Genomic DNA, 26,251 nt, shown 5'->3' with positions numbered 1-26,251 from the left:
ACGACTATCGCGGCGGCGTGTAGAAGTTGACCGTCTCCAGTGGCTCGGTCCCGTCGTTTTCGATGCTGTGGCGTTCGCCGGCCTCGATGCGGACGAGGTCGCTGGCGTCGATCCGGTGGGTCTCGCCATCGACTGTGACGACACCGGTACCGCTGACCACGAACAGCCACTGGTCGCTGTCAGCGTGGTAGTTCTCCGGCCCGCCGACAGACTGGCCGGGCTCGACAGCCATCTCCGCGGCCTGTGCCTCCGCAGTCTCCATGGCGACTTCGAAGTAGCGGTCGAACCCGAGATGCGACTGCTCCATACGTTTCGGTCCGTCTGTACGGTAGAATCGCTTTCGGGAGAGCGCACAGCAGGGACTCACTCACTGCTGGTGAGCCGCCCGACCCGCCCGGTGAGCCGGGCTGCGAGCCCCTCGAAATGGGCGGTACTCCAGCCCGCGACGATGAGTGCGCCGACTGTATTGAACACGAGGTCGTTCACGATGTCACTCGTTCCGTGCTGGGCGAGGACCGCCTCGCCGCCGATCATCGACGCAACGCCGCCGCTGGCAAATTCTAGAATCTCCCAGCCGACCCCCATCGCGAGGACGAACAGGACGACGAAGGTCGCGCGGAACTCCCTGTTGAAATCAACCGCCCCGGAGTAGCGTTCGACTGCCCGTGCGATCGCGTATCCCACGCCGGCCACGAGCGATGCCGAGACGGCGTGGGCCAAACTGTCATACCAGCCAAACGCCTCGTACAGTTCGAACGCGCCGGCCGCGTGCAGCGTCGACGCCACCGTGATCCACAGTACGAGACCAGTGTTCATCGCGTAGCCGTACTCCCGGCGGAACAGCGCCGGCAGGAACGTTATCATCAGCGGGCCGCCGCTGTTGACGAACAGCGTCACATTGCCCTGCGCGAGTGCGAATACGGCTATCCCACCGAGGATAGCCTGTAGCGCCCGGACCGCGAGACGATGGCGCTGATCGTCTCCGGGAAGAGACGCTCCCGGTTGGTCAACTGCCGACAGATCCGGGTCAGAGGCGCGCAATCGGGCGATGCGTGCTGACCGCTCGAAGTACAGTTCGAACACGACGCCGGCGACGATACCGGCGGCCGTCGCAGTGACGAGATCCCACATTAGCTCTGTCTGTCCATCGAGAAACGTGGTTCCCAGTAGCGTGTCGGTCGCATAGGTACCGACCGCCCAGACACCCGCGACGGCCATCGTCACGATGACGACGAACACCGTTGCGAACCGCGGCGTCATCGCCAGCGAAGTACACGCATCGAGGACGACGGCCAGCAACAGTGCGACCCCGGCGACCACGAGGAACGGGGTGACCTGTGGAAAGCTACCGAACGCCCGAACGAGTACTGGCACCGCGACCAGTCCGAGCAACTCCGCCGGGACCGTCGTTTCGAGGTCTCGCGTGGCGAGCGGAACCGTGACCGCGATAGCGACGAGGAGTGCCGTGAGTACTGCCCAATCGAATTCGCCACCGGCCGCGAACCGTCCGACGCCACCCATGAGAATTCCCGTTACCGCCCATGCGCCGAGCGCGTCGAGCCGGTGGGAACCGATCAGAGACTGTAGCGAACCCATCACTGTGGATACGCCACGAGTCGTAATCAAAGCACGGCGGTTTCCTGATACTCTTCCGGAGTTGCTTGCCTTTGTGACCGCTGTCACGCGACTGACCGACGGCTGTCTGACGAGGATATATTTCTCTGGCCGTCCAACTCCCCGTAATCAATGGACGAAGCGTTTCTGGACCTCGAATCGATCGAGGTCGAACTGGACGAGGAGTTGCTCGACGCGATTGATGACAAGGCGTTCGCCGACCATCGCGACAACCGGGACGCCGCAATCCGCGACCTGCTTGACGAGTGGCTGAAACAGCGTGCTGCTGAGGATGCGGACGAGAGTGACTGAGCGGGGCCGCGGTCGCCTGTGTGACTGCCTACCGGAGGGCCACGGTCGCGCCTAACTCGGGCGCTGTCGCGTCGTAGCCGTCCTCGCAAAGCGTAGTTGCAAACGCTTCGCAGCGGTCGCCGTGGTTCACGAGTACCGGCGTGTCACGGTAGCTATCGAGGTACGCCAACAGCCCATCCCGGTCGGCGTGTGCCGAAAAGTCGTACTGCTCGACCCGTGCGCTGACTGGCATAATCCGGCCGTCGATCTCGGCACTGCCCGTCTCTAGCAGGTCCCGACCCGGCGTTCCTTCGACCTGATATCCGGTCATCGTGATCTTGTTCATCGGATTGCCGCGGATTTCAGGGATGTACGTCATCGCCGGGCCGCCCGAGAGCATCCCGCTGGTGGTGACGATTGCCGCCTTCTGGTCGGTGATACGCTTCCGCTGGCCGTCCTTGCCCGTGACGAATCGGGCGTGAGACTTCGCCCGCCGGAGCGCGTCCGCGTCCCGAACGAACTCGGGATACTGCCCGAGCATCTCGGTCACTTGCTTCCCCATCCCGTCGACGTAACACGGGATGTCGTGTGCCTCACAGACGAGCAGCATCTCCTGCGTTCGCCCGATAGCGAAGGCGGGTACGACGACGGTGCCGCCCTCCCAGAGTGTCGTCTCGACGCTTTCGACGAACCGCTCCTCAACTGTCTCTCGGGGTTCGTGGTCGACGTCGGCGTAGGTACTTTCACAGATAATCGCATCCGCGTCCGGACGGGCCGTCGTCCCGGCCACGAGGCGCTGGTCGTCCGTGTGGAAATCGCCCGTGTACAGCAGTCGGGTGTCGCCGTCGTCGACGAGGACGTGTGCACTTCCCGGGATGTGGCCGGCGTTGTAGAAGGTGACCTCGTAGCCGGCGGCCTCGAAGGTTTCGCGGTAGCTGTGGGTCTCTGACACTTGCGTAACTCGCTTGACGTTCGTCTCGGTAAAGGGACAGTTGACCGTGCCCCCGTGGAGTTTGAGCGTGTCCCGCGCGAGCGTCATCGCCAGTTCGTACGTCGGCGGCGTCCAGTGGATCGGCGGCCGCGCGTCGCCCGACACCAGCGCCGGGATGGTCCCGACGTGGTCGAGATGGCCGTGCGAGACGACGACGGCGTCCGGCGACGGCGTCCGCACCGGGAACTGTGGCGGCGAGTCGGTCAACATCCCGAAATCCAGCAGCAGCGACTCGTCGATGAGAACGGCGCTCCGCCCGATCTCACCCGCCCCGCCGAGAAACTGCACATCCATTATCGGGATGGACGCGTCGCGCCCGTTTCCGTTCGTCGGTTCTGACTGAACCGTGTCGCCAACCGCTGAACAGACAGAATACATTTGAACCAGAACACGACGATATCTGGACGTTCAGTGGCTATGAATCATCAGGGCGTTGCTTTCGGCTACAGTATTGTGTACAGATAACACATAGGTTGAGCAGTGTTATCACGCTAGCATAAACAATTATTATACTCGGGGCTCATTATCCACCTGTCATGGCGACACGCCAGCAACCCCCGACGACGTACCACACGTGCAGTTGCGGTGAGGAGTTCGACACGACGGAGGAACTCCTCGAACACGCACGAGAGGCACACGGGCTTAGCGTACACTGACTGGCGTCGCGCCGTTTTTCGCACACAGAAATCCCCGACAGCGACAGGTCAGGATGTCTTGTCGATGTCCTGTCGCACGCTGAACCGCGCGTAGCCGCCGTGTGAGAGGTCAAGTGCACCCAGCCACCAGTTCCATCGCTCGGCGAGTTGATAGTCCTCGGGCGCGTCCGCGAGGTTGTCGACGACATCTTCAACGGTCAGTTCCGCCCCGAAGTCGGTCACGAACTGGTCCGACTCCGAGAGGTCCCGCGCCTGTCTGGCGACGACCGTGACGATATCCGGGTCGGCGTCGAAGGCGTCGCGGAGTTCCCGTTCGAGTTCCGTTCGGTCCACACCCGGGTGTAGGACCCGCATCTGACTTGAATGTACGGTTGGAAACGCTGCTGTCTTTTCCGACTGAAAGAGAGCCGTTCGGAACGTATCACTCTCTCGGCTACGGGCGTTGTCACTCACCGAACAGCGCCACAAAAATTCGAAAGTAGGTCTCCAATTTTGCGCCGTCGCTTACTCAGCTTCGCCTTGCTTCACGGGTCGCCCTACGGGCTCCCCGTTTCGCTACGAAGCGAACTCCCTCGCTTCGCTTGCTCGCGGGCATGGCCCGCTCGCCTAACCGAGATTCTCCTGTCGGTCGAATCTCGCGTTAGTCGTCCGCTTCGCCCTTCTCAATAGGCGCACCAACCAGATTGCCCCATTCGGTCCAGGAGCCGTCGTAGTTGATGGTGTCGTCGTAGCCCAGCAGTTCGTGCAGGGCGAACCAGGCGACAGATGAGCGCTCACCGATGCGGCAGTACGCGACCGTCGTGGAGTCGCCGTCGATGCCGTACTCGGCGTAGAGTTCTTCGAGTTCGTCGTAGTCTTTGAACGTCCCGTCGTCGTTGGTGACGGCCGCCCAGGAGATGTTCTGTGCGCCGGGGATGTGGCCGCCGCGCTGCGCGGTCTCCTGGAGTCCAGGGGGTGCGAGGATCTCGCCGGAGTACTCCTCGGGCGAGCGAACGTCGACGAGCGGCAGTTCGCGCTCGATGGCGTTCTCGACGTCCTCTCGGTAGGCGCGGATGGACTCGCGCGGGCCGGAGGCTTCGTAGTCGACCGCGGAGAACTCGGGCTCTTCGTCGGTGAGTTCGTAGTCGTTCTCGACCCAGTACTCGCGGCCGCCGTCGAGCAGCTTCACGTCGTCGTGGCCGTAGTACTTGAACTGCCAATATGTGTAGGCGGCGAACCAGTTGGAGTTGTCACCGTAGAGGACAACCGTCGAGTCCTCGCTGATGCCGTGTGACCCGAGCAGGTCCTCGAAGTCCTCCTTGTCGAGGATGTCACGGGTGGTCTGGTCCTGGAGCTGCGTCTCCCAGTTGAAGCCGATTGCGCCGGGCGCGTGGCTCTCGTCGTACAGTTCCGTGTCGACATCCACCTCTACCAGTCGGTGGGCGGGGTCGTCGCTCTGGAACTCGTCCAGATGCTCGCTGACCCAGTCGGCCGAGACGAGCACGTCGTTAGCGTAGTCAGTCATAATGCATCGAAGCGTAAGTCTACCAGACATATATTACTACGACTTTCGGCATGTTCGGCCACTCATCCACCGTGCCGGCAGATATTGCTTCTACTGGGACATGTCGCTGTCCACTACGTTCGCCGCCCAGCGGACAGGGGCCATGGCGTTCCATGTCCAGATATGAGTCAGGCCGCGCTCTCGCGAGAAGCGGCAGCATTTGCAGCCACCTTCGACCGGCTGTGATGGGAGTTTTCAAGCGGACGGAGCGGTTACGCGTGGACGATGACTGATTTCGTCTCTGCGGAGTGGGTGTCGAGTCGGGGCGACGACCTTCGGGTGGTCGACGTGCGAGACGCGTGGGAGTACGACGGCCTCGGACACCTCCCGAGCGCGGTGAACGTACCCTTCGATTCGTTCCGGGCGGACGAACACGGCGCGGAGTCCGATGACGGTGAGGGGATGCTCCCCGACGAAGACGACTGGGCGAAGCTACTCTCAGAGGCCGGCATTACGCCGGAAAGCGATATCGTCGCGTACGACGACCACCACGGCGTCTTCGCCGCACGGTTTCTGGTCACTGCGGAACTGTTCGGCCACGACCCCGACCGGCTACATCTCCTCAACGGCGACTTCTCCAGTTGGCAACTCGAACGGGAGACGACGAGCGAGACGCCGACCGTCGAGCCGACCAACTACGAGGTGACACGACCCGACTCGACGCCGCTGGTCGGCCCGGATGCGGTCGCTGATGCCGCGGACGACCCTGACGCGGTGCTGGTCGACACACGCGAGGACGAGGAGTACGACGCAGGCCACATTCCCGGTGCAGTCCTGCTGGACTGGCGGGACCTCGTCGACGACGAGACGCGGGGACTGCTGCCGCAAGACGAGGCACTGTCAGTTCTCGAAAGCGCCGGGATCGTCCCCGGGAAACGTATCGTCCTCTACTGTAACACTGCCCGTCGAATCAGCCATACCTACGTCGTCTTGCGGCATCTCGGCTTCGAGCAGGTGGATTTCTACGAGGGGAGCCTCACCGAATGGGAGGCACAGGGGCGGCCGCTGGAGACCAATTGAGTCGGCGTCGCGACCGCTGACACAGTCCACACTACGTCAGTTTCTGCTGGTCTCCCTGTCGCTCGCTCGTCAACAGCGACGACAGTTCGACCAACAGCGCGATGACGACTGGCCCGGCGATGAAGCCGATAACACCCAGGGTCAACACGCCGCCGGTGAATCCGACGAAGTAGAGGCTAGCTGGGAGGCCGGTCGTGTAGCGGGCGAGCTTCGGTCTGATGACCGCGTCGGGGAGGAAGCCGACGAAGACGAGGCCGAGCACGGTTACCAGTATCGCACCGGTGATGTTACCGTTGATGACATCCGTGACAGCGATGGTCAGGACGACGACGCTGGGGCCGACAACGGGGATGAACTGCAGGATTCCGGCGACCACTGCTAGCGCGAACGCGCCCTGATAGCCCAGTATCCAGAACACGAGCCACGCTACGACGAAGGTCCCGAACGCCGTCGCCGCCTGGAGAACGTAAATCGCGTACAGGGTTCCCCGGAGCCGCTGATGGAGTCGGTTGACGACCTCGTGATACGATGTCGGCACCGTCCGGTAGACGGCTTTTTTCGGGGCCTGTGGCTGCCAGAGCATCGCGTAGACGAGAATCGTAAACAGGACGGCTTTCAGCGCCAGGACGGGCGATTCTGCCGCGAGGTCGACTGCGAAATCCGTGAGTATCCGTCGTGCTGATATCAGCGTTGGCGCAATCTCGACCGGATAGCTAAACTCGCCGATATCGATGGTCACCATCGGCGGGAGTTGCTGGAAGAATGTAAACAGGTCACGGCGGCGCAGGTACAGCACGGCCCCGAGCGGGACGACGATGAGTGTCCCGCTGACGAAGGCGATACCTGTCGTCACGGCCGCCGAAAGCCGCTTGTTGAGCCCGTGGCGTCCGAGCCATTCCGAGACGGGGAACAGCACGTATGCGACCGTGATTGCGAAGAATATCGTCGATAGCACTCGCGCGAGCAGGACTGTCGTCAGACAGCCAGTGAGAACGAGCAAGCCCGCGAGGACGTAGGTTCGTCGGCGTGTTACCACGCCCGCCCTTTTCCAGCGGTCGGTAAAAACGTTACCTGCACACGATAGTTCGGTAACACGTCGTCAGGACCGGGAGAACAGCGCTGCTAACTGCTCCCGGGAGAACAGCGTCGTCGGCCGGTCCATGTGGACACCGATCTCGCCCTCGAAGGCTTTCATCCCGGCTTTCTGTATCGGCTCCGGCGCGGAGTAGCCGGCCCGCACCGCGTGGCCCAGGCGGATCTCCTGTCGGAGGTCGTCGCGCCACGCCCGCTCGTACTCGCCCAGCGTCGCCGGGTCCTCTGGGTCGATTTCCCGGGCCGCGTGGTCGGCGGCGGTCATGCCGTAGCGGATGCCGCCGCCGGTGAAGGGCTTGGTCTGGGCCGCGGCGTCGCCGATGAGGAACGACCGTCGGCCGGTGACTCGCTTCGGCGGGCCGATCGGGATGAGTCCTGAACACCGGTGATCAGTTTCGACGCCGTAGCCGTCGACGAACTCCTCGAAACGGCCGCGAGCGTCGTCGCCCGGCGGCACCGCCAGCCCGTACTCGACGCCAGCCTCGCCCCGCGGGATACGCCAGGCGAAAAACCGTGGGACCGTGAGGTGGACATCGACGAAATCGTTGTGATCCACCTCGTCGCTGAACCCGAGGACGCCGTGCAGCAGTTCGTTGGGCTCCGGAAGGTCGAGTTCCCGCCGGACGCGGCTCTTCGGGCCGTCACAGCCGGCGACCATCTTCGCCCGGTGTGTCTCGACGCCGTTATCGCCGCGGACCTCGACGGTGACGCCGTCTCTGTCCTCGGTGACGCCGACGACCGAATGCTCCTCGCGTACATCCGCACCGGCGTCGTGGGCCACTTCTGCGAGATGCTTATCGAGTCCGACGCGGTCGATGACGTTCGAGATGACTTCGTCCTTGTAGAAGGGGTGGTCCTGGCTACCGGGACCGCCGGTGTGAAAGCGTGCGCCAGAAATCTCGTTCTGGAACAGTTCGTCGCGGGCGTCCTCGGTGAAATCCCAGATATCTGTGCTCACGTGGCCCGAGCAGGCCAGCGGTTTGCCGATCTCCCCCTGTTCGAACACCACCACGTCGAGCCCCCGACTCGCCGCCTGGCGCGCGTACCGGGACCCAGCCGGTCCCGCGCCGACCACCACAACATCGTGCATACACATTCTCTCGGTGTCACGAACCAAATAGCTTCTCGATTCAGACGGACTGCTGTCCCTATTTTCGGGGCGACCGCCGGGTCAGCTACTCGCCGTGGGGACCTTTGGATGGCCCTGTCGCTCGGCCAGCCAGCCGCCGTAGCGACCGGCCAGACCGCCGACCACAACCGGAAACACGAGCAGGAATACACCGACTGCCAGCGCCATCCCGACGCCGACGGTCCGGAACCACAGCGGGTTCGGAATCGTCGGGATAGCGACCACCAGCTCTTTCAGCGACCAGAGCGCTGGAATACCGCCGATGAGTCCGGCTCTGACTCCGGCGGCAGTCCCTGTCCCGCCGTGGCGTTTGACCAGATATCCTGCGATGACGCCACCGAGGAAGAGCCCCTGAAATGTGATATCCGATCCTGACCGCAACACGTCTACGAGCGTGAACGCTGCGGGGACAAGGCCGCCGATGAGGGCACACCTCCACGTCTTCGATAGCTTGAATTGGAGGGGCATAGCCGGATGGTTGACCGCCGAACTGAAAAATCACATCCCTGATGATACAAAACTGCTGGCAGCGTCTGTTGCGCCACCGGTCCAAGCAGGGCGTATTTGTCGGTGTAGCCCCTGTTACCGCCTATGACAGAGTATCAGCCCGGGGTGTGTAACATCGGAGCGAACCAGCGCCGCGCCCGCCGACTGTCGGCCATTGCTTCATTCGCGGTCGCCATCGGTGTCGCCCTCGCCGTTGCAGTGGGTGCGGTCCCCGACCTGTCGCTGTGGGCGACTATCCCCTTCGTTTTCGGCGGGTACGTCGGCGCGTTTCAGGACTACTTCCGATTCTGCGTGGCCTTCGGTGCGCTCGCCCGCTACGACCTCTCGGGGTCCGGCGGTTCAAGCGGGCGCGTCGACGCCAGCGAGGCCGTCCGCGCCGATCGGCGAAAAGCGGCGAAGATTCTCCTACTCGCGACCGCCGCGACGGCGGTGACGACCGGCCTCGGGTACGCGGCCATCACCAGCCTGTGATCGGGTACCCCCGTCACCGCAGTGAAAGCGTAAACGCGACGACAGCGAGCAGCAGTAGGCCCAGCGCCAGCGGCGACGGCGTCCCCGTCACGGACCGGTAGACGAGATAGCCGATACCCCCGCCCGCGGTCAGGAGTACCACGACCGAGACGGTGTGGACGAGTTCGACCCGGAGCGTCGGGGCCACGGAGCCCACCTGCGCACCCAACCGCAACGCGTGTCTGGCGGTCACCCAGGACAGCACGACCGGCACCGTCGCGCCCAAGACCCACTCCGGCGACCCGTCAGCACCGGCCTGTAGCACGGCCACGAACAGGCCGCCGACGCCGGCCGTCAGCGCGAACTCGATCCGACGCAGCAGGCCGACGCCAACCGCTAGCCCGCCGACGACGGCGAACGCCAGGGATACAGGGTCGGACGCGACGAATCCGAAAACGGCCAGAACCGAAACCGCGCTGACTCCGGTGCTGAACCGCGGCAGCCCTGGTTCGAACCGTCGGTCCCGCTCAGACCGCCGCGCCACGGGCTTGCACCTCCCTGAGCGGCGTCGTCGGGTCCCAGTCCCGGACCGGGATGTCGTGCCCCCGAAGCGTGGAAAGTCGGTTTTCACGGGCGAGATGCGCGTAGGCCCCGGCGACCGTCGACGGGTCCGTACAGTCCGGGCTGACCACCGAGACACCGTGGCCGGCTCCCTCCAGTTGTCGGACGAGGTCGACACCGTCGTCGTCACAGAGCGGAGAGACGACGACCACCTGCACGTCGGGGTCGAGCCGCGCCGTCAGGTCGTCGACGGCCTCGCGGATCTGCGTCGACTCCTCCGGTGGCGTCCACGGAACCGCGGCGTCGCCGGCTAGACGCGTCCGGATGGCCTCGCGGTGGGCCTCACCGGTCGTCGCCGGCAGCCAGCAGTCGCCCGCCCCGACAGTCCCGATACCGACTGGAACCCCGTCGTCGAGCAGTCGGTCGGCGACGCTGTAGGCGGCCGACGCGCCGTGGCGTGGCGCTGGGACATCGCCGGGTGTCGCCGCGACGTACGCCGCACGGCGGGCGTCGACAACCACGGCGACCCGCGGCTGTCGCGGTTCCTGAAACTCGACTGTCGCCAGGTCACCGGTCTTTGCGCGGTGGTGCCAGTCGATCCTCGACGCCGGGTCACCGGGGCGGTACGCACGCAGCGAGTCGAATTCGACGCCGCTCCCGGTGACTCCTGCCTTCTGTTGCCCCGGCATTTGCGTCGCCTGCTCTCGGGGCGAGCTGGCGTCGTCACTGCGCCGCTCGAAGCCACACGCCAGGCTGTCGTGGCCGTCCGTCACTGCGACGGTCCGGACCGTCTCGCGTGCGCCAGCGAAATCGCCCGCAATCACGAGCGGCGATTCGAACGCGTGGGTGCCCGGGGCCGCCGTCAGCGCGTAGGTGAACGACCGCTCGGTGCCGGGCCGCAACGCGGTGGTCAGCCGCGGCGACCCCGAGTGGACGCTGAGTCCGGCGGGGACCCCGTCCAGCAGCCGGAGGTCCGGAACCGTCGTCTCGCCGACGTTCCGCACCGTCACGGTGACCTCGACGGTAGATCCGGGGGTCGGCGTCCGCGGTTCGAGCGTCCGAGTGAGTTCGATGTCAGCCGTCGGCTCCCAGATCCGGGCGGCCCCGGCGAGTGCGATCCCGAACGCGGCGGTCAGTACCGCTCCGGGAACGCCCATCACGACGCCGCCCGCGCTGGCAAGCAGAACCGCGACGGCGACGCGCCTGGTCCGTCCGGTCGACCGCGTTCGGGGGAGTTCGGCGGTGGGCCAGTACTCGCCCTGGGCCGCCCCGTCACCTATCGTTTCGACCGGAGCGAGCCGGCTGGCCGGGTCGGGCGCGTTGGCTGCCAGTCGCTCGGCTAACTCGGCGACGGCGTGACGCGCCCGACGCACCACGGGTAGCTCGGGTCGAACGAGGGGGAGTGACGCCCGACGCGGCAGCGGCGGGCACAGCCCGTCGGCGAAGAAGGCGGCGGCCGCCTCGTCGTCGGTCCACGCCCCGTCCGCGAGCCGGTCGGCGGCTGCGCCCGGCGTGTCCCCGTCGGTCCGTCCGAGTACATCGACGCCAAGCTCGTGGAGCGACGCGTACACCCGCTCCCTGGGCGTTCGCTCCCGCGTCCCGTCCCACTCGTCCGCGTCGTCGGCAGCGCGGCGACCGACAGTGCTGATCCGGTCGAGCCGCTCGGCGAACGCCGCCCCGGGGACCCGATACTGGGGCCGGGACTCGGGCGTCGGAAGCCGTAGCTCCGAGTCGTCGCTGTCGAACAGCTCTCTGGCCGCGAGCACCACTGCCGCGGCCCCGACCCCGACTGTCAGCAGCGTCGCGGCCACGCGGGGCAGAAGTCCACCGCCCAGTTCGGGTAGTGCCAGCAGGAGCACGCCGGCACTGATAGCCAGGAGGCCGACGATAGTCGGAATGCGTCGCCGCCTCACGATGCATCACCCCGGACAGGCGTGTCCAGCGACAGTGTGGTTGCGACCGCTCGCGCCCGCCGCTCCCGCTCCGGTGTCGCGGCCGCGTCGCCGTACCGGACCGCACAGAACAGTTCGGTCAGCGCCGTCACCGGCTGCTGTGGGAGGCCGGACTCGATTGCCCCCTCCCGAACGTCGGCAGGTGTCACGGGCTTCTCAGCCGACAGTCCGGACGCCTCGCCGACCGATTCGACGTGGGTTCTGAGTGCGGACCACGCCCGATACACGTCGTTTTCTGGTGGCACGTCCCCTGTGAGCAACACGGAATCGGCCGCGGGTGCCGCCGGCGTGGGCGGCGGGTCCTCGTCGTCGGAGTCCGGTTCGGTCGCCTCGCCGCGAGTCAGTTCGTACAGGACGACCAGCCCGCCCAGCACGACGAGCGCGAGGCCGGCGACGACCTGCCAGCGCGGCGGCCCGTCACCTGCGTTCGACGCGGCCGCAGTCTCAGCGTCCGTCTCGGGAATACGGGTCGCCGACTGGGTCCCTTCCGGGGTACCGGGTCCGCCGCCACCCGGCCCTTGCGGGGGCGGCGTCGAATCGCCTGTCGACTCCCCGGTCGTCACCGTCGGCGCTGTCGAGACGGTGTCGAGCGAGGCGGCGACCATCGCCAGCGCGACGACGGCGAGAACAGCCAGCGCCAGCGAGCCGAACCGCGCCACAGTTACGCCTCCCGATTGCCGGCTCCAGCAGGCCGGTGCGACTGTCTTTCCACCATCCGACTCACTCCCCGGCCGCCGGCGTCTCGGGGGCAGCCGGCGACACCGTCGGCACTGCGACGCTGTCGAACACGTCAGCAACGACATCGTCGGCGGTCGTCCCGTCCACGGTCGCATCGGTCGTCAGGACCAGTCGGTGGGCCAGAACCGGCGCACCGACGGTCTGTACGTCGACCGGGCGCACGTACTCCCGGCCGGCGATCACCGCGTGGCTCCGGGCGGCTTCGAGCAGGCGCTGGCTCCCGCGAGGGGAGACGCCGACCTCGGTCCGGGCGTCTCGGCGGGTCCTGTGGACGATGTCGATGAGGTAGCTCAGGATGTCGTCGTCGACGGTCACTCGCTCGGGAACGGATTGCAGACGGCGCACGCCCTCGGGGTCGAGGACATCGTCGACAGAGGGGGCCTTGGACTCCCGCTCGGTCCGCTGGCGGAGTAACCCCCTCTCGGCGCTGGCCTCGGGGTAGCCGATGCTGGTCTTGACGAGAAAGCGGTCGCGCTGGGCCTCCGGCAGGGGGAACACACCCTCGCTCTCGACGGGGTTCTGGGTCGCAACGACGACGAACGGCTCCGGCAGTGGGTGGGTGTCGCCGTCGACGGTCACTTGGCCCTCCGCCATCGCCTCCAGCAGCGCGGCCTGGGTCTTCGGCGGCGCACGGTTGATCTCGTCGGCCAGCACGAAGTTAGCGAAGATCGGCCCCTCGGAGAACTCGAACTCGCTATCGCCCTCACGGTAGACATGCGTCCCGGTCACGTCCGCCGGCAGCAGGTCGGGCGTGAACTGCACCCGCGAGAAGGAGAGGCCAAGCGCAGATGCGAAGCTCCGGGCAGTCAGCGTCTTTCCGGTCCCCGGTACGTCCTCGATAAGAACGTGACCACGCGCGAGGACGGCGGTCAACACGGTTTCGAGGAACTCTCGTTCGGCGACGACGCTCTCAGAAACCGTCTCGAGAAGTCGGTCGCAGTCGGCGCAAGCGTCTGAAACGTCCATCGTACTCCCGGCTGGGACCCCCAATATGTTAGTAGTGTGAACCGATCTTCTCACCGAGAAAACGGGGTCAGACGACGGCCAGCCCGCTCGGGACCTGGTCGTACTCGGCTGTCCAGTCTCTATCGTCAGGCCATCGCCTGACCCACGTCTCCCCCCGGTTCGACTGGAACAGGCCGTGGTTCGTCAACGCGAGAAATCCGTTGTCCGGGTCAGCGGCGAGCACCGGCCGGGCCAGCCCCGACGGTCTCGGCAGTCCGTCCATCGATTGTGTCCACCGGGCACCGTCCCACCGATACACGTAGCTCTCGCCGCTGGTGCTGTGCGCCGACCGGGGGCCGCTGGCGGCCGAGACGACGACGCGGTCCGGGTCGTCGGGGTGAACGGCTAGTCCCCACACGTACCGATGCTCTAGTCCCTCCTGTGGGTGGGTCCACGTCTCGCCGCGGTCGGTCGACAGGGCGAAGCCGTCGCCAGCAGCGGTGTACACCCGATCCGGGGCATCGGGATGGGTCGCCAGCGTGTGGTTGTCCCGCCGCGCGCCGTCGGGATGGTCGACCCACGTCTTTCCGCCGTCCGGACTGCGGACGAACGCGCCGGCCTCGATGGCGGCGTACACCTGCTCCGGGTCGTCCGGGGCGAGGGCGATCCAGCGCACGTGGTGAGTCTGTGGCCGCGGCGGGAACGACCACCGCGACGCCGAGTCGAGGTCGGTCAGCCCGGGTTTCTCGGTCCACGTCTCCCCGCCGTCAGCCGACCGGTAGACCGCGCTCGGCTCCGTTCCGGCCCACACCACGTCAGCGTCGTGTGGGCTGACCGTGACGCTCGTCGCGCGGTCGCCAGCGGCCAGCACCTGCTCCCACGTCGCGCCGCCGTCGGTCGTCCGCTGGAGACCGGTGTCTGCGGTACCCGCGAAGGCACGCTCCGGCTTGGCCGCTCCCGCAGCGACGCACTCGATGTCGTAGCCCAGAAGGCAGTCGTCCCAGCCGCTGTGGCTGTCGCCGACGAGGACGCGGTCCCCGAGCGCGGCGTAGACGGTGTGCATAACCGACTGTACGACCGCCGAGCGAAGAAAGCTGGCGGTGGTCAGCGACTGACCGACCGTGTCAGTGCGAAGACGTACAGCGCGACGAAGAAAGCGCCGAGGAACGCCTCGGACTGTGCCAGCAGGGAGACGGTCGGATCGCTGACCTCGCCGACGCCGCCGAGGAAGAAGGCGATGAACGACCCGAGGCTGAGCTGGGCGTACTGGCCCACGCTCTCGAACAGGGCCGGCGCGATAGCGAGGTACAGGCCGGCGTAGGCGGCGATGAGTACCGCCGACGCCGCGAGCGTGTACGACGCCCGCTCGCCGTAGCCGGTCGTCACGAACAGGAACGCGTTCATCCCCCAGCGGGCGAGCGCCCGTGCTCGCTCTCGCAGGGATGCGCCGCTGTCGCGGACGCGCCGGGACTGACAGCGCCGCCGGTAGGCCAACTGTGACATGAAGAACTCGGAGGCGGTGGTGTTGTCGGCGATGTCGTTCGCGCCGTTTTTCGCCCGGAGGTACGTCACTTCGCCGGCGGCAGCGTCGATTCGCTCCGCTGTGGCCGTCGAAAGACGCTCGAAGGTCGCGCTGGCGTCCGGTCCGAGCGCCCCGTCACTTGCCTGTTCGGCCGCCAGGTCGACCACTGTCGCCGGTTCGTCGGCCGCTGAGTCCGTGCTGTCCGCCAGGGCTCCGACCGCGTCATCGAGGGCGGCCGGGTACGCTAGTGCGACCCGAAGACCGTCCCGAAGCGCGCTATCGAGTTCGTGCAAGCAGTAGTTGGCCCCCTCCAGGTCGAGAGCATCGTCATCACGGAAGTCGAAGCCCGCGAACCGCGTCCGATAGAACACAACTCTGTCGAGGACGCTGTTTGTCCCGTCGCCCTCGAACCTGACTGTTCCCAGCGTCGCCCGCTCCAGATCGTACACAGCGGCGCCCGCGTCCGGCTGGCCGAACGCGCCGTCCTCGACCGCCGTCTCTGACAGCGAGACGACCACGACCCCGTTCGGTCCAACAGCGGTCGGTTGCAGGTCGACCGTACCGACGGTGCAGTCGTGGAGACGGACAGTGCCAAGACAGGTCACGTCCGCCGCACGCAGCCGGTCGATTGTGCTGTCCGCGAACCGCGGGCTTGCCAGCGTCGCCCCGTCCAACTGCAGGTCTGCGATGGCCGTGTCAGCGAACTCAGCCCCGAGTACCGCCGCGTCTGTGGCGTCGAGTCGCTCGACGTCCGCCCCCGTGAAGTCGGTACCCACGAACACCGAGTCGTGGACGACCAGTTTCATCGAGACGGCCGCATCGGCAAACGTCGCGTCGGTGAGCGTCACCTCTGGAAGGTAGAGCCGCTCGGCCTCGACCCGCTCGAAGACGGCCTCGTCGTAGCTGGTCCCGTTGAAGTAACCGCCGCTGAACGTCGCGCCGTAGAACCGCGCCATGCCGAACTCCGCCCACCGAAAGTCCGCCTCGTCGAAGGTGGCATGGTAGAAATCCCCGGTGCCGAACGTTGCCTCGTCGAAGTCGGCCATCTCCAGCGTGGCGTGCTGGAACGACCCTTCCTCGATAGCTGCCCGGTCGAAGGCAGCGTCGGCCATCGACGCCCGGTCGAAGGTCGCGGTTCCGATTGTCGCGTCACGGGCGTCAATCCCGGAGAGGGTTGCGCGCTCGAACGCAGCGGTATCCAGTTGTGCCTCCCGGATGTCCACCAGGTCCGCCGTTACCCCGGTAAACACCGCCTCGGCAATCGTCGCGTCCCTCGCGTCGACCTCGTGGTACGTCCCGTCGAACGTCGCCGTCTCCGTGACCGTCGCGCCCCGGAGGTCGAGCCGCTGGCCGAACTCGCTATCGGTACAGTCAATCTGGTCGATCGTCGCTCCGCGGAGGTCGACCGGATGGTTGTCGCCGGCGTCGACCACCGCGTTCGACAGGTCGAGAACGTCGAAGGTGGCTCCGATGAACTGCTTCGCACGCTTGCGGTCCTGTCGACTCTCGGTAGGATCTCCAGCAATCGCATCGAGGAACGCCTCGGATACGTCCACGCTGTCGGGGACATCCTCGGGCTGGCAGTGGTACGGACAGCGCTCTTTGCCTTCGAGTGCGCCGTGTGGACACTCCCACTCCTGTTCGGTTTCGCCGTCCAACTCCGTGCGGTCGACTGTGAATGCACACTGGCTCTCGGTACGCCCCGACCAGACCATCGTTGACAGAAACGCTCGGCAGGCAGAGTGATAAGCGCTGTCACACCCGTCACAGTAGTGATTAGTTGGGCAGAGATCCTTCGACAGCCAGCACGCCTCCCAGCCCGCGTCAGACTGGCTTCGCGTGGACGGAAACGCGGCTGCTGGCTCTCTCCGCAGGGTTTGATACCGGAGACCGGGCCTACGGCGTCCACCAGCGCAGGCCGACCATCACGAAGACGATCGCTAGTTGCATCAGTCCCTGTAGCCCTCCGAGCCTGGCGTTTCGCATCCCGATCTCCGAGACGAGGTCCACGTCCGGGTTCTCGGAGACGACCTGCCGGTAGATGCGGACCTCACCGGGCAGGACGACGCCGAAGCCCTGCACGGATAGCAGGGTCACGATACCGAGCGTGGCGACGATCCACCACGAAGTCATCGCAAAGGCCGGCAGCGTCGTCACGAGATACGCGCCGGAGCCGACGACGGCGACGCCGAGGACGCCCAGCGTCTTCGGGTCGGTCAGCGCGTCGAACTGGTAGCCGATGAGGAGGATGACCGGAATTAGTGTCGCGGCGGTCAAGATTGCCAGCCACGGGTCGGCGTTGGGGAACTTCCCGAGCCTGAGCGCCAACAGGATGCCGCCGGCGATGGTCACCGTCGCCAGCGTCGGCATCAGGAACGTCATCTTGGGCGTGAACGAGGCGAAGAAGTCGGCCCGTGCTTCTGGTTCCTGACCGCCGAGTACCGGCCCCAGAACGAGCCCCATGAACAGGTCGATACCGGTCCACAGCACCCCGGCCATCACGTGCACGTACGTAAGCGCCCGAATGTTCCCGCTAGCGACGGCTCCTGCAAACGCGATGAGCGGGACGGCCACCGCCCCCGCTGCGAACGCCGGATTCGCCTGCTTCGCCAGCCCACCGATACCCCGTTTCCGCTCGACGCGGTCCGCTGTCGACTGTGCCATGGTTGGGAATATCAGGGTCCGCTACCGGCAAAAACGTTAGTGGCCGTTCCAGCTATTGCCAGCTTTCAGGGTATTAACTGCCTCAGTCGTCGTCCGCGGCCGGCTGTTCGGCCGCTGTGTCGCGGTCCGCCCGCGGCCCTTCTAGGTCGACGTTCGGCAGCAGGTCGCGGAGGTACTGTCCGGTGTAGGATGCCTCGGTGCGGGCCACCTCCTCCGGCGTCCCCTGCGCGACGAGTTCGCCGCCGTTCTCCCCGCCCTCGGGACCGAGGTCGATAATCTGGTCGGCGTTCTTTATGAGGTCGAGTTCGTGCTCGATGACGACGACGGTGTTGCCGTCGTCGGTGAGCCGGTGGAGCACGTCGATGAGCTTGCGCTCGTCCTCCGGGTGGAGCCCAGTGGTCGGCTCGTCGAGCAGGTATAGCGTCTCGCCGGAGTCCTTCTTGCCGAGTTCCTCGGCGAGTTTGACGCGCTGGGCTTCGCCGCCGGAGAGCGTTGTCGAGGGCTGGCCCAGCCGCATATAATCCAGCCCCACATCTTTCAGGAGTTCCAGCCGGCGACGGATGCCGCTGTGGCTCTCGAAGAAGTCGTACGCTTCTTCGACGGTCATGTCGAGCACGTCGGCGATGGTCGCGCCCTTGTAGGTCACGTCCAGCGTCTCGTCGTTGTACCGCGCGCCGCCACACTCCTCGCAAGGCACCGTCACGTCCGAGAGGAAGTTCATGTCGATGGTGACCGTCCCCTGACCGCCACAGCCCTCACAGCGGCCGCCTTTGACGTTGAACGAGAATCGACCCTTCTCGTAGCCGCGCTGTTTCGAGAGGCTCGTCTCGGCGAACAGCTCGCGGATGTGGTCGAAGACGTTGGTGTACGTCGCCGGATTCGAGCGGGGCGTTCGGCCGATAGGCGACTGGTCGATGAGCCGCACCGTCTCGATGTCGTCGAGGCCGTCGATGGCGTCGTGCTCGCCGGGGTTCACGTCGGTGTCGTTCATCCGACGCACCAGCCCCTTGTACAGCACGTCGTGCATCAGCGTGGACTTGCCCGACCCCGAGACGCCCGTGATGGCGGTGAACGTCCCAAGCGGGATGGACACGTCGAGATCGGCGAGGTTGTGCTGTCGAGCGCCCCGAACCGTGAGTTCGCCGTCCGCCGCGCGACGGCTGTCGGGCACCGGAATCGTCCGCTCGCCCGAGAGGTACTCCCCGGTCACCGATTCCTCGGTGTCGATGACCTCGTCCATCGGGCCGTTGACGACGACCTCGCCGCCGCGCTTGCCCGGCCCGGGTCCCATGTCGATTATCTGGTCGGCCCGGCGCATCGTCTCGGTGTCGTGTTCGACCACGAGCAGCGTGTTCCCGAGGTCCCGGAGCTCTTCGAGCGTGTTCAGCAGGCGGTCGTTATCCCGCTGGTGGAGGCCGATAGAGGGCTCGTCGAGGACGTAGAGGACGCCGACGAGGCCGCTCCCGATCTGGGTCGCCAGCCGGATGCGCTGGCTCTCGCCGCCGGACAGCGTCGACGCCTCCCGGTCCAGCGTCAGGTAGTCCAGCCCGACCTCGGTCATGAAGCCCAGACGGGCGCGGATCTCCTTGAGAATCTCCTCGGCGATCTTCCGGTCCCGGGCCGAGAGGTGCTCCTCCATCCCCTCGAAGTGCGCCAGCGCGTCGCTGATGGACATTTCGTTGACCGCGGTTATCGAGGTGCCGTCGACGAGCACTGCCCGCGACTCCGCTTTGAGTCGCGTCCCTTCACAGGCCGGGCACGTCGTCGTCGCCATGAACTCCTCGATGTGCTCGCGGGCGCGGTCTGAATCCGTCTCGACGTGTCGCCGCTCCAGATTCGGGATGACGCCCTCGAACCGCTCAGTCTTCTCGCGGGTCCCGTTCTTGGTCCGCCACTCGAAGTGGACCTGGCTGTCGGTGCCATAGAGGAACTGCCGCTGAATGGACTCGTCTAGCTCCTCGAACGGCGTCGTGAGGTCCACGCCGAAGTGCTCGGCGACGTTGTCCAGTTGCCGCGAGTAGTACGTCCGGTCGTAGCTCCAGGGCTCGAAGACGTGCTTGAGCGGCTTCGTCGGGTCGGTGATGACGAGGTCTTCGCTGACTTCCTTGGTCTCGCCCAGCCCCTCACACTCCGGGCAGGCCCCGTGCGGTGAGTTGAACGAGAACGACCGCGTCTCGATTTCGGAGATGTCGATGCCACAGTGCGTGCAGGCCAGGTCCTCGGAGAGTTCGACGACGATGCGGTCCGAGGTGGCCCCGTCGTCCGCTTCGTCTCCGTCGGCGAGATCACCTGTTGCCCGGGCATCCGACCCGCCGAGCGTCTCCGCCGCGCTCTCGGGCGGGTCCGGCAAGATGACCTTCAGCGTCCCGTCGGCCTCTTCGAGCGCGGTTTCGACGGAGTCCGTGATGCGCGAGCGGGCGTCCGGCGAGATCTTGACGCGGTCCACGACCACGTCGACGGTGTGGTCGTAGTTCTCGTCCAGTTCGGGCCGATCCAGCGTGAGGTCGAACTCCTCGCCGTCGACCTCGACGCGGCTGTACCCCTCGCCGACGAGGTCGTCGAACAGGTCCTCGAAGGCACCCTTCTGGTCGCGAACGACCGGTGCACACAGCTTGGCGCGAGTGCCCTCTGTCAGTTCCAATAGCCGGGAGACCATGTTCTGAGCGGACTGCTCGCCGACCTCGCGGCCACACTCCGGACAGTGGGGCGTGCCGACGCGCGCGTACAGTAGGCGGAGATAGTCGTGCAGTTCAGTGACGGTCCCGACCGTCGAGCGGGGGTTGTTGGCGGCGTTCTTCTGGTCGATCGAGATGGCCGGCGACAGCCCCTCGACGTTCTCGACCTGTGGCTTGTCCATCTGCCCCAGGAAGTTCCGTGCGTAGGCCGAGAGGGACTCGATGTAGCGCCGCTGGCCCTCGGCGTACACCGTTTCGAATGCGAGCGAGGACTTGCCCGACCCCGACAGCCCGGTGACGACTGTCAGCTCCTCGCGGGGAATCTCCACGTCGACGTCCTTGAGGTTGTGTTCCTCGGCCCCTCGGACCTCGATGATATCCTTGCTCATCTTTGCATCTTCGTTGGCCGGCAGGAGGGAAACCCTGTCGGTTCGGGTGCCCATAGGCGACGCCTCGCGCATGACTGGTTTTATTTTGGAAAATATGGCGAAAGATTTACTACCGTTATTGGATATGAGATGGTATGGGTACGAGCGACTACGACATTGCAGGGATTGATCTCTCCGACGACAGCTACACAGTCGAACAGAGTCTGATCCGCAGCAAGTACAAAGCCATGGACGCCGCCGGGAACGTCGTCCTCCGCGGGAAACAGAAGATGATGAAGATGAAAGAGGAGTTCCCGTTCGTCGACGCAAACGGCAACGAGGTGTTTCAGGTCAAGGCCGGTGGCATCATCGACGTGGCCGGCAACTACGTGCTGACAGACTCAAAGACCGGCGAGGACATCGTTATCCTCGACAACGACTACTCGATTTTTCAGGACACGTGGAAGGTTCGGGACGCCAGTACCGAGGCAAAGATCGCCGAGATCAATTCTCAGGGCGCGCTCGTGACCATCGCCCGCAACGTCGTCCCGTTCGGCGGCTGGATTCCCCACAAGTACGAGATCACCGATCAGGACGGCAACCACGTCGGCAACATCGACGGGCAGTTCTCGCTGAAAGACCGCTACGAGATCACTATCGACGACGCCAGCACGGTTCCGAAGGAGCCGATCATCGCCGCGGCGATGGTTATCGACGCGATTCAGGGGAACTGACGCCCCACCGGAATCCTTCTTGCCCTGGCTCCCCCAACGACCGCTATGCGCCGCCGGACGGTCCTCCGACGACTCGCCCTCGCAGGAACAGGTGTCGGCCTCGCTACGGGGACGACCCGAGGTCACCCGACGCCGACCGGTGACGGAACGGCCGAGCCAGCGGCCTCCGGCACCTCGACCGGCGAGGACCCGCTTGGCGTGCTGGAGATGGAAACGGTGTACGAGGTCGTCACCAGTCCCGACGGACACACGGCCTACGTCGCGACGGGTGACGGCGTCGCGCTTGTGGACCTCGTTACGCCGACCAGTCCGCGACTACTCAGCCGCCGGACCGACCTACTGGCCGAGAGCGACGACGGGCCGATACAGCGCGTGCAGGACCTCGCCGTCAGCGGCTCGCGGCTGCTTGCCGCCGGTCCTGCCCACCCTGCTGACGGCGCTCACGGCCTCGTCGTCTTCGACGTGAGCGACCGGCAGGACCCGACACGGATTGCGGGGCTGGAACTGGACACGCGGGTTCACAACTGTCACTTCGACGGCCGCTACGCCTACCTGACCGCAAACGACCGCGACGGCAACCCCTTGCTCGTGGCCGATGTCGAAGCCGAACAGGAAGCCGGCGAGTGGTCACTGCTTGATGCCGGCGACGCATGGACCGACGTTCCGACGGGTCTCTGGCCGCTGCACGACGTGTGGGTGCAAGACGGCCGGGCGTACCTAGCCTACTGGGACGGCGGGACGTGGATCTTAGACGTGTCGGACCCGAGCGACATCTCGCTCGTCTCGAAGGTCCGCGGGCGCTCCCCCGAAGACCTCGCCGCCATCGAGGACCCCGGGACCGAACGGAGCGAGCCGCCGGGCAACGACCACTTCGTGACGGTCGACGAGGATGCCTCGCTGCTCGGTGTCGGCGGCGAATCGTGGGACCTCGCGGACGACGACAGCGGCGGCCCCAGCGGCATCGAACTGTACGACATCAGCGATCCGGCCGACGCCGAGCTGCTGTCGACGCTCGACCCGCCGCCGACCTCGGACCCGTCGCCGGGGGGCATCCTCACGACGGCACACAACTTCGAACTGACCGCTGACCGCTGTTACTCGGCGTGGTACAACGGTGGGGTCCGGGTCCACGACCTGACGGACCCGACCGCGCCTGAACTCGCGTTCGAGTGGCGCGACACTGAGTCGACCTCATTCTGGACCGCCCAGCGGGCCGCCGGCTGTTTCGTCGCCGGAAGTACGAACGCAAGCCAGGGGACCGATGTCCAGCCCGGGCTGTACACGTTCCCGGACCCACAGATACGGACGCCGACGGCTACGGGCGACGAGGACGACAGCGCTAGCGGCACTGACGGCACCGCTCTCGGCGTCGGCGGTCCCGGCTTCGGCGTCGGGTCGGCTGTCGCGGCGGTCGGACTCGCAGCGTGGCGCGCCCGACACCAGCAAGACTGACGCCGCATCGCGTGACTGTGCTCCGTTCTGTTACTCCAGCGCGCTCTTGACAGCGGCGGCGACGCTCCGTGCGCGCTCGGCCAGCGGCTCGGGGACGTGTCCACGCTCGACGGCCGCATCGAGTTCGTCGTCGTCGACCCGCTCGACGGTCCCGTCGGCGTGTTTCACCACGTCGACGTGGAGGTCGACGTACCGGGCAGTGTCGGGGAATATCTCGACGGGCGTACAGACGTTGACGTACGTGCCCTTCTTTTCGCCGTCGCTGTCGCGGTACACCGTCGGGTACCACCAGCGACCCTCCTTGACTTTCGTCTCGGCGATGTCGCCGGCCTCCTTCGGGACGCCCAGCGCGTCGTAGGTGCCGCCGGGACTCATCTCGCGCTCGATGGTCACCGTCCCGTCGTCGTCGACGGACTGGACCTCCCCGTTGCCCAGCGTGATGAGTCGGCCGTCGGGCTTGCCGTGGCCCAGCGACAGGGACCCGCCGACTTGCGGGCCGAACTGCTGGGCCGTCACGGCGAAGGGGAAGTCCGTCTCGCCGGTCCCAATGTCGTCGCATAGCGCTTCGACGTAATCGACGGCGGCGCTGGCCGCGCGGTCGCCGGCTTTCACGCGGTGGTGGCCCGGCATCGTCGCCGTCACCTCGCGGCGGGCCTTGTCGAGGGCGAACCGGCTCTCGCGACCGAACCACAGCCACGCCGTCGCCAGTCCTTCGTCGTAACAGGCCGGTGCGCAGTCCTCGGGCGGGTCGGCTCCCGTAAGCGCGTCGTCGACCGCCGCAGCACGGTCGTTGGCGGCGTCGAGCGCGTCGGCCAGCGCGTCGAAACTCGCGTCCTCGCTCGCTGACTCCCACGAGACGCGCCAGCCGTCCCGGGGCTCCGCGGCGATGAGGTCCAGCATCGCCGGGCCGCCGGTCCCCGACGTCGGCCCGCTTCCGCCGCGGACGAGCGAGAGCAGCGACCCGCGAACCGCGATGGTGGTGTCCAGCACGGGCCGGCCGTTCGTCCACGGCGCGCTCGCTTCGACGACCTGCACCCGGATCGCATGGCCCGTCTCGACGCGCTCGTCCGAGGACGAGTACGGGAGGAAGCCCTCACCGTCGCCGAGGTCGACGATAGCGCCGCTCCCCAGTGTCTCACTCACGGTGCCGGCATAGACCGCGCCCTCGGGCGTCGGATCGGTCCAGTGCAGCGTGTCTCGCCCGAGTTCTGTCAGGCGGTCCGTAACGGCCGCGGCAGCTTCGTGGTCGCCGACGACGCCGACGCCCTGCTGGTCGTCCGTCGTCGTCACGGTGACCGCCGCCCGCTCGTCGCGAAACTCACCGTCGAAGCGGTTCTGGATCGGTCCCGACGCCTGTACGACCTCGTGACCTGCCTCGCGCAGCAACTGGGTCAGCGCCGTCGCGTAGATGCCCCTGACCCGGACGGTCATAGCGCGTCCTCGTCGGCGGCGAAGCGGACCCGCCCGTGGACTGTCGGCCCGAGCGAGAGCTCGACCTTCTCCTCGCTCAGGACGCGCCCACCCTCGACCGGGACACCCCAGGTGTCGAACCGCAGATAGCCCCGGATGTCGTCGGCGTGGGTAAACAGGTCGCAGTACTCGACGGTGTGTTCCTGAATCTCGCTGGAACTGTGGGCGATATCCATATCAGAGTACACCGTCTCGCGGCCGTCGAAGAAAGCTTCGAGCGCAGCGGCCGCATCGTCAGTGGCTTCGACCACTGTGTCGGAGGCCGCTTCGATGGTGTCTTGATCGACACCGGCGTCACGGAGCGCCTGCTGTTCGCGTTGCGTGAAGTGCATACCCGCGAGTCAGTGGCGGGGAGAGGAAAACAGTGCGGAATCGCCTACACGATCATCGCGTTCAGCACGAGCATCAACAGCCCGAACATGACGCCGGTCGCGACGATTGTTCGAGGGTCGATACGGACCGTGTTCTGGTCTTCAGCGTCGAAATACCGGACCAGTCCCGCACTGGACATCAGCCCGCCGCTGTCGCTCCCACTCATACTTCAGGGTGGTGTATCACCAATACTAAGCCTTTCGGGTCGCCCGCGATTGCGTGGCCAAGGTACACATGGATAACCCTTATCAGATACCGCGGGCTAAGACGAACAGAGTACTATGACGGTTACACTGAAGGACTTCTACGCGGACTGGTGCGGCCCTTGCAAAACGCAGGACCCGATCCTCGAAGACCTCGAGGAGGAGTGGACGGACGTCGAGTTCGAGAAGGTCAACGTCGACGAGGAACAGGACGTTGCGAACGAGTACCAAGTACGCTCCCTGCCGACGCTCATCATCGAGAACGACGACGGCATCGTCGAGCGCTTCGTCGGCGTCACGCAGGCAGACGATATCGACGACGCGCTGCAGCAGGCCTCGGCGTAACGCGGTCACTTTTGCGGTTCGTCACACGGCCAGTAGCGATCGCTGGATCACTCCTGTTCGGCCAGTCCCGAATCGTCGATTTCGTCGACGGCGATCAGCATCCGCCCACCGTCGAGTGCCGTCACCATCTTCGACTCGGTGAAGGTGGTCTCGTCGGCCCGCAGTCCTTTGCTCTGGCCGGTCCACTTCCCGCCGCTTCTGACGACGGGAATGACGTGTGTCCTGATGTGCTGGACCTCGTTGCTCGGGTGGAGTTCCGACCAGTGCTCGCCGACGAGTTCCTCCGACTCGTAGCCGTAATACGAGGCGTAGGTCTCATCGACGCGCTCGAAGCGTTCGTCCGTGCCGATGACGCCGACGCCGCTGAGTTTGACTTCGCTGCCTGTTTCGAAGCTGCCGTCCGAGTCGACAGCGTGTTCGACCCGGCGGATGAGCGACGTGTACTGGTCCGTTCCGACTGATTTCTTCAGGTAGTCGGTGACGCCGGCCTGAATGATTTCGGCGGCGACGTCACCGGTCTCCTCACCAGAGAACAGCAACACGGGTAACTCCTGATGTGTCTCCCGAACGGCTTCGAGGAAGTCGATACCGTTCATCTCCGGCATGTCGTAATCGCTGACGACACAGTCGAAGTCGGTCTCCGACGACCGAATCAGCGACAGCGCGGTTTCGGGGTTTGTCTCCGTCGTGACGGTACAATCGAGGCCGCTATCCTCTCGCTCGAGATATAGTTCCACGAGGTCTCCCAACGCCCCGTCGTCGTCAACATGGAGTATTGCGAGCGGCTCTTCGGTCTCCATCCTCTACTAACATGGCTGCAGCACGCAAGTATTTGCTGCTCGCCTGAATCCATCTAATAACTATATGAAACCGCAACCCTCGCTTCGGGCCGCGCCAGCGTTTCATCGCTGGCGACGGGGAAGGGCAGGCCTGCAGTGGAAGCGGGATGCGGAACGG

General features: G+C 65.8%; 26 protein-coding genes. 6 read left to right on the top strand and 20 right to left on the bottom strand.

The window, feature by feature from the left end:
• Positions 1 to 4: 4 nt before the first annotated feature.
• Both ACYJ11_RS03995 and ACYJ11_RS03990 read right to left on the bottom strand, forming a co-directional pair.
• Entirely contained in the window at positions 5 to 307 is a 303-nt protein-coding gene (locus tag ACYJ11_RS03995) for a cupin domain-containing protein (protein WP_461646806.1), read from the bottom strand.
• A 56-nt stretch (positions 308 to 363) separates the two neighbouring features.
• Positions 364 to 1,596, bottom strand: a complete 1,233-nt coding sequence (locus tag ACYJ11_RS03990) for a hypothetical protein (protein WP_461646805.1) — start codon at positions 1,594 to 1,596, stop codon at positions 364 to 366.
• A gap of 150 nt (positions 1,597 to 1,746) precedes the next feature.
• Here ACYJ11_RS03990 and ACYJ11_RS03985 point away from each other — a divergent pair, with 150 nt between their 5' ends.
• Complete coding sequence (locus ACYJ11_RS03985; RefSeq protein WP_170096999.1) at positions 1,747 to 1,926, top strand: ribbon-helix-helix protein, CopG family; 180 nt, start codon at positions 1,747 to 1,749, stop codon at positions 1,924 to 1,926.
• 28 nt (positions 1,927 to 1,954) lie between these two features.
• Here ACYJ11_RS03985 and ACYJ11_RS03980 read toward each other — a convergent pair whose 3' ends face one another.
• The 3 genes from ACYJ11_RS03980 to ACYJ11_RS03970 all read right to left on the bottom strand — a co-directional run bounded on the left by ACYJ11_RS03980 (position 1,955) and on the right by ACYJ11_RS03970 (position 5,056).
• Positions 1,955 to 3,190, bottom strand: a complete 1,236-nt coding sequence (locus ACYJ11_RS03980; protein ID WP_461647373.1) for an MBL fold metallo-hydrolase — start codon at positions 3,188 to 3,190, stop codon at positions 1,955 to 1,957.
• A 410-nt stretch (positions 3,191 to 3,600) separates the two neighbouring features.
• The gene (locus tag ACYJ11_RS03975; RefSeq protein ID WP_188974949.1) at positions 3,601 to 3,906 is read right to left on the bottom strand and encodes a hypothetical protein; all 306 of its coding nucleotides are present in this window, start codon (positions 3,904 to 3,906) and stop codon (positions 3,601 to 3,603) included.
• A gap of 286 nt (positions 3,907 to 4,192) precedes the next feature.
• Entirely contained in the window at positions 4,193 to 5,056 is an 864-nt protein-coding gene (locus ACYJ11_RS03970; RefSeq protein ID WP_188974947.1) for a sulfurtransferase, read from the bottom strand.
• A 264-nt stretch (positions 5,057 to 5,320) separates the two neighbouring features.
• On the opposite strand from ACYJ11_RS03970, the gene ACYJ11_RS03965 reads away from it, so the two are divergent.
• A complete protein-coding gene (locus ACYJ11_RS03965) occupies positions 5,321 to 6,115 on the top strand; it encodes a sulfurtransferase (protein ID WP_461646804.1) in 795 nt (264 codons plus the stop codon).
• 31 nt (positions 6,116 to 6,146) lie between these two features.
• Here ACYJ11_RS03965 and ACYJ11_RS03960 read toward each other — a convergent pair whose 3' ends face one another.
• The 3 genes from ACYJ11_RS03960 to ACYJ11_RS03950 all read right to left on the bottom strand — a co-directional run bounded on the left by ACYJ11_RS03960 (position 6,147) and on the right by ACYJ11_RS03950 (position 8,804).
• Positions 6,147 to 7,151, bottom strand: a complete 1,005-nt coding sequence (locus ACYJ11_RS03960; RefSeq protein WP_170097004.1) for an AI-2E family transporter — start codon at positions 7,149 to 7,151, stop codon at positions 6,147 to 6,149.
• Between the two features lie 63 nt (positions 7,152 to 7,214).
• The gene (locus ACYJ11_RS03955) at positions 7,215 to 8,297 is read right to left on the bottom strand and encodes a geranylgeranyl reductase family protein (RefSeq protein ID WP_461646803.1); all 1,083 of its coding nucleotides are present in this window, start codon (positions 8,295 to 8,297) and stop codon (positions 7,215 to 7,217) included.
• An 81-nt stretch (positions 8,298 to 8,378) separates the two neighbouring features.
• Positions 8,379 to 8,804: a DUF5518 domain-containing protein gene (locus tag ACYJ11_RS03950; RefSeq protein ID WP_461646802.1), complete on the bottom strand. Its 426-nt coding sequence runs from the start codon at positions 8,802 to 8,804 to the stop codon at positions 8,379 to 8,381.
• A 123-nt stretch (positions 8,805 to 8,927) separates the two neighbouring features.
• Between ACYJ11_RS03950 and ACYJ11_RS03945 the strand changes: the two genes are divergently transcribed.
• Positions 8,928 to 9,314, top strand: coding sequence for a hypothetical protein (locus ACYJ11_RS03945; protein ID WP_461646801.1), 387 nt, complete (start codon positions 8,928 to 8,930; stop codon positions 9,312 to 9,314).
• A 13-nt stretch (positions 9,315 to 9,327) separates the two neighbouring features.
• Here ACYJ11_RS03945 and ACYJ11_RS03940 read toward each other — a convergent pair whose 3' ends face one another.
• The 8 genes from ACYJ11_RS03940 to uvrA form a co-directional block, all read right to left on the bottom strand.
• Entirely contained in the window at positions 9,328 to 9,837 is a 510-nt protein-coding gene (locus ACYJ11_RS03940) for a DUF7519 family protein (RefSeq protein WP_461646800.1), read from the bottom strand.
• On the bottom strand, positions 9,821 to 11,767 hold the full coding sequence (locus ACYJ11_RS03935; protein ID WP_461646799.1) for a DUF58 domain-containing protein: 1,947 nt from the start codon (positions 11,765 to 11,767) through the stop codon (positions 9,821 to 9,823). Before ACYJ11_RS03935 ends, ACYJ11_RS03940 begins: the two co-directional genes overlap by 17 nt.
• Positions 11,764 to 12,465 (bottom strand): DUF4129 domain-containing protein, encoded by a 702-nt coding sequence (locus tag ACYJ11_RS03930; protein ID WP_461646798.1) that lies wholly within the window; start codon positions 12,463 to 12,465, stop codon positions 11,764 to 11,766. Before ACYJ11_RS03930 ends, ACYJ11_RS03935 begins: the two co-directional genes overlap by 4 nt.
• Before the next feature lie 61 nt (positions 12,466 to 12,526).
• The gene (locus ACYJ11_RS03925; protein WP_461646797.1) at positions 12,527 to 13,510 is read right to left on the bottom strand and encodes an AAA family ATPase; all 984 of its coding nucleotides are present in this window, start codon (positions 13,508 to 13,510) and stop codon (positions 12,527 to 12,529) included.
• A gap of 67 nt (positions 13,511 to 13,577) precedes the next feature.
• Positions 13,578 to 14,552: a WD40/YVTN/BNR-like repeat-containing protein gene (locus ACYJ11_RS03920; RefSeq protein WP_461646796.1), complete on the bottom strand. Its 975-nt coding sequence runs from the start codon at positions 14,550 to 14,552 to the stop codon at positions 13,578 to 13,580.
• Between the two features lie 41 nt (positions 14,553 to 14,593).
• Positions 14,594 to 16,726 (bottom strand): pentapeptide repeat-containing protein, encoded by a 2,133-nt coding sequence (locus ACYJ11_RS03915; RefSeq protein ID WP_461646795.1) that lies wholly within the window; start codon positions 16,724 to 16,726, stop codon positions 14,594 to 14,596.
• 181 nt (positions 16,727 to 16,907) lie between these two features.
• A complete protein-coding gene (locus tag ACYJ11_RS03910) occupies positions 16,908 to 17,675 on the bottom strand; it encodes a hypothetical protein (RefSeq protein WP_461646794.1) in 768 nt (255 codons plus the stop codon).
• 82 nt (positions 17,676 to 17,757) lie between these two features.
• Positions 17,758 to 20,739, bottom strand: coding sequence for an excinuclease ABC subunit UvrA (gene uvrA / locus ACYJ11_RS03905; RefSeq protein WP_461647372.1), 2,982 nt, complete (start codon positions 20,737 to 20,739; stop codon positions 17,758 to 17,760).
• A 134-nt stretch (positions 20,740 to 20,873) separates the two neighbouring features.
• Between uvrA and ACYJ11_RS03900 the strand changes: the two genes are divergently transcribed.
• Positions 20,874 to 21,452: an LURP-one-related/scramblase family protein gene (locus ACYJ11_RS03900; protein WP_421641995.1), complete on the top strand. Its 579-nt coding sequence runs from the start codon at positions 20,874 to 20,876 to the stop codon at positions 21,450 to 21,452.
• A 45-nt stretch (positions 21,453 to 21,497) separates the two neighbouring features.
• Positions 21,498 to 22,904, top strand: a complete 1,407-nt coding sequence (locus ACYJ11_RS03895; RefSeq protein ID WP_461646793.1) for an LVIVD repeat-containing protein — start codon at positions 21,498 to 21,500, stop codon at positions 22,902 to 22,904.
• A gap of 30 nt (positions 22,905 to 22,934) precedes the next feature.
• On the opposite strand, the gene ACYJ11_RS03890 is transcribed toward ACYJ11_RS03895, so the two are convergent.
• Genes ACYJ11_RS03890 through ACYJ11_RS03880 form a run of 3 tightly spaced genes read right to left on the bottom strand, consistent with a single transcriptional unit; the run spans position 22,935 to position 24,912 of the window.
• Complete coding sequence (locus tag ACYJ11_RS03890; RefSeq protein ID WP_461646792.1) at positions 22,935 to 24,335, bottom strand: ribonuclease FAU-1 family protein; 1,401 nt, start codon at positions 24,333 to 24,335, stop codon at positions 22,935 to 22,937.
• Positions 24,332 to 24,706 carry a DUF7532 family protein gene (locus tag ACYJ11_RS03885; RefSeq protein WP_461646791.1) on the bottom strand — a complete coding sequence of 125 codons (375 nt, stop codon included), beginning with the start codon at positions 24,704 to 24,706 and terminating at the stop codon, positions 24,332 to 24,334. The genes ACYJ11_RS03890 and ACYJ11_RS03885 overlap by 4 nt, the downstream gene beginning before the upstream one ends.
• Positions 24,707 to 24,750: 44 nt before the next feature.
• Positions 24,751 to 24,912, bottom strand: coding sequence for a preprotein translocase subunit Sec61beta (locus tag ACYJ11_RS03880; RefSeq protein WP_170097013.1), 162 nt, complete (start codon positions 24,910 to 24,912; stop codon positions 24,751 to 24,753).
• A gap of 115 nt (positions 24,913 to 25,027) precedes the next feature.
• Between ACYJ11_RS03880 and ACYJ11_RS03875 the strand changes: the two genes are divergently transcribed.
• Positions 25,028 to 25,294: a thioredoxin domain-containing protein gene (locus ACYJ11_RS03875; protein ID WP_004514909.1), complete on the top strand. Its 267-nt coding sequence runs from the start codon at positions 25,028 to 25,030 to the stop codon at positions 25,292 to 25,294.
• A gap of 47 nt (positions 25,295 to 25,341) precedes the next feature.
• On the opposite strand, the gene ACYJ11_RS03870 is transcribed toward ACYJ11_RS03875, so the two are convergent.
• Complete coding sequence (locus tag ACYJ11_RS03870; protein ID WP_461646790.1) at positions 25,342 to 26,094, bottom strand: response regulator; 753 nt, start codon at positions 26,092 to 26,094, stop codon at positions 25,342 to 25,344.
• Between the last annotated feature and the right edge of the window lie 157 nt (positions 26,095 to 26,251).

The organism is Haloarcula sp. H-GB5, from assembly GCF_054850705.1.
This window is presented reverse-complemented; position numbering and strand designations above follow the sequence as displayed.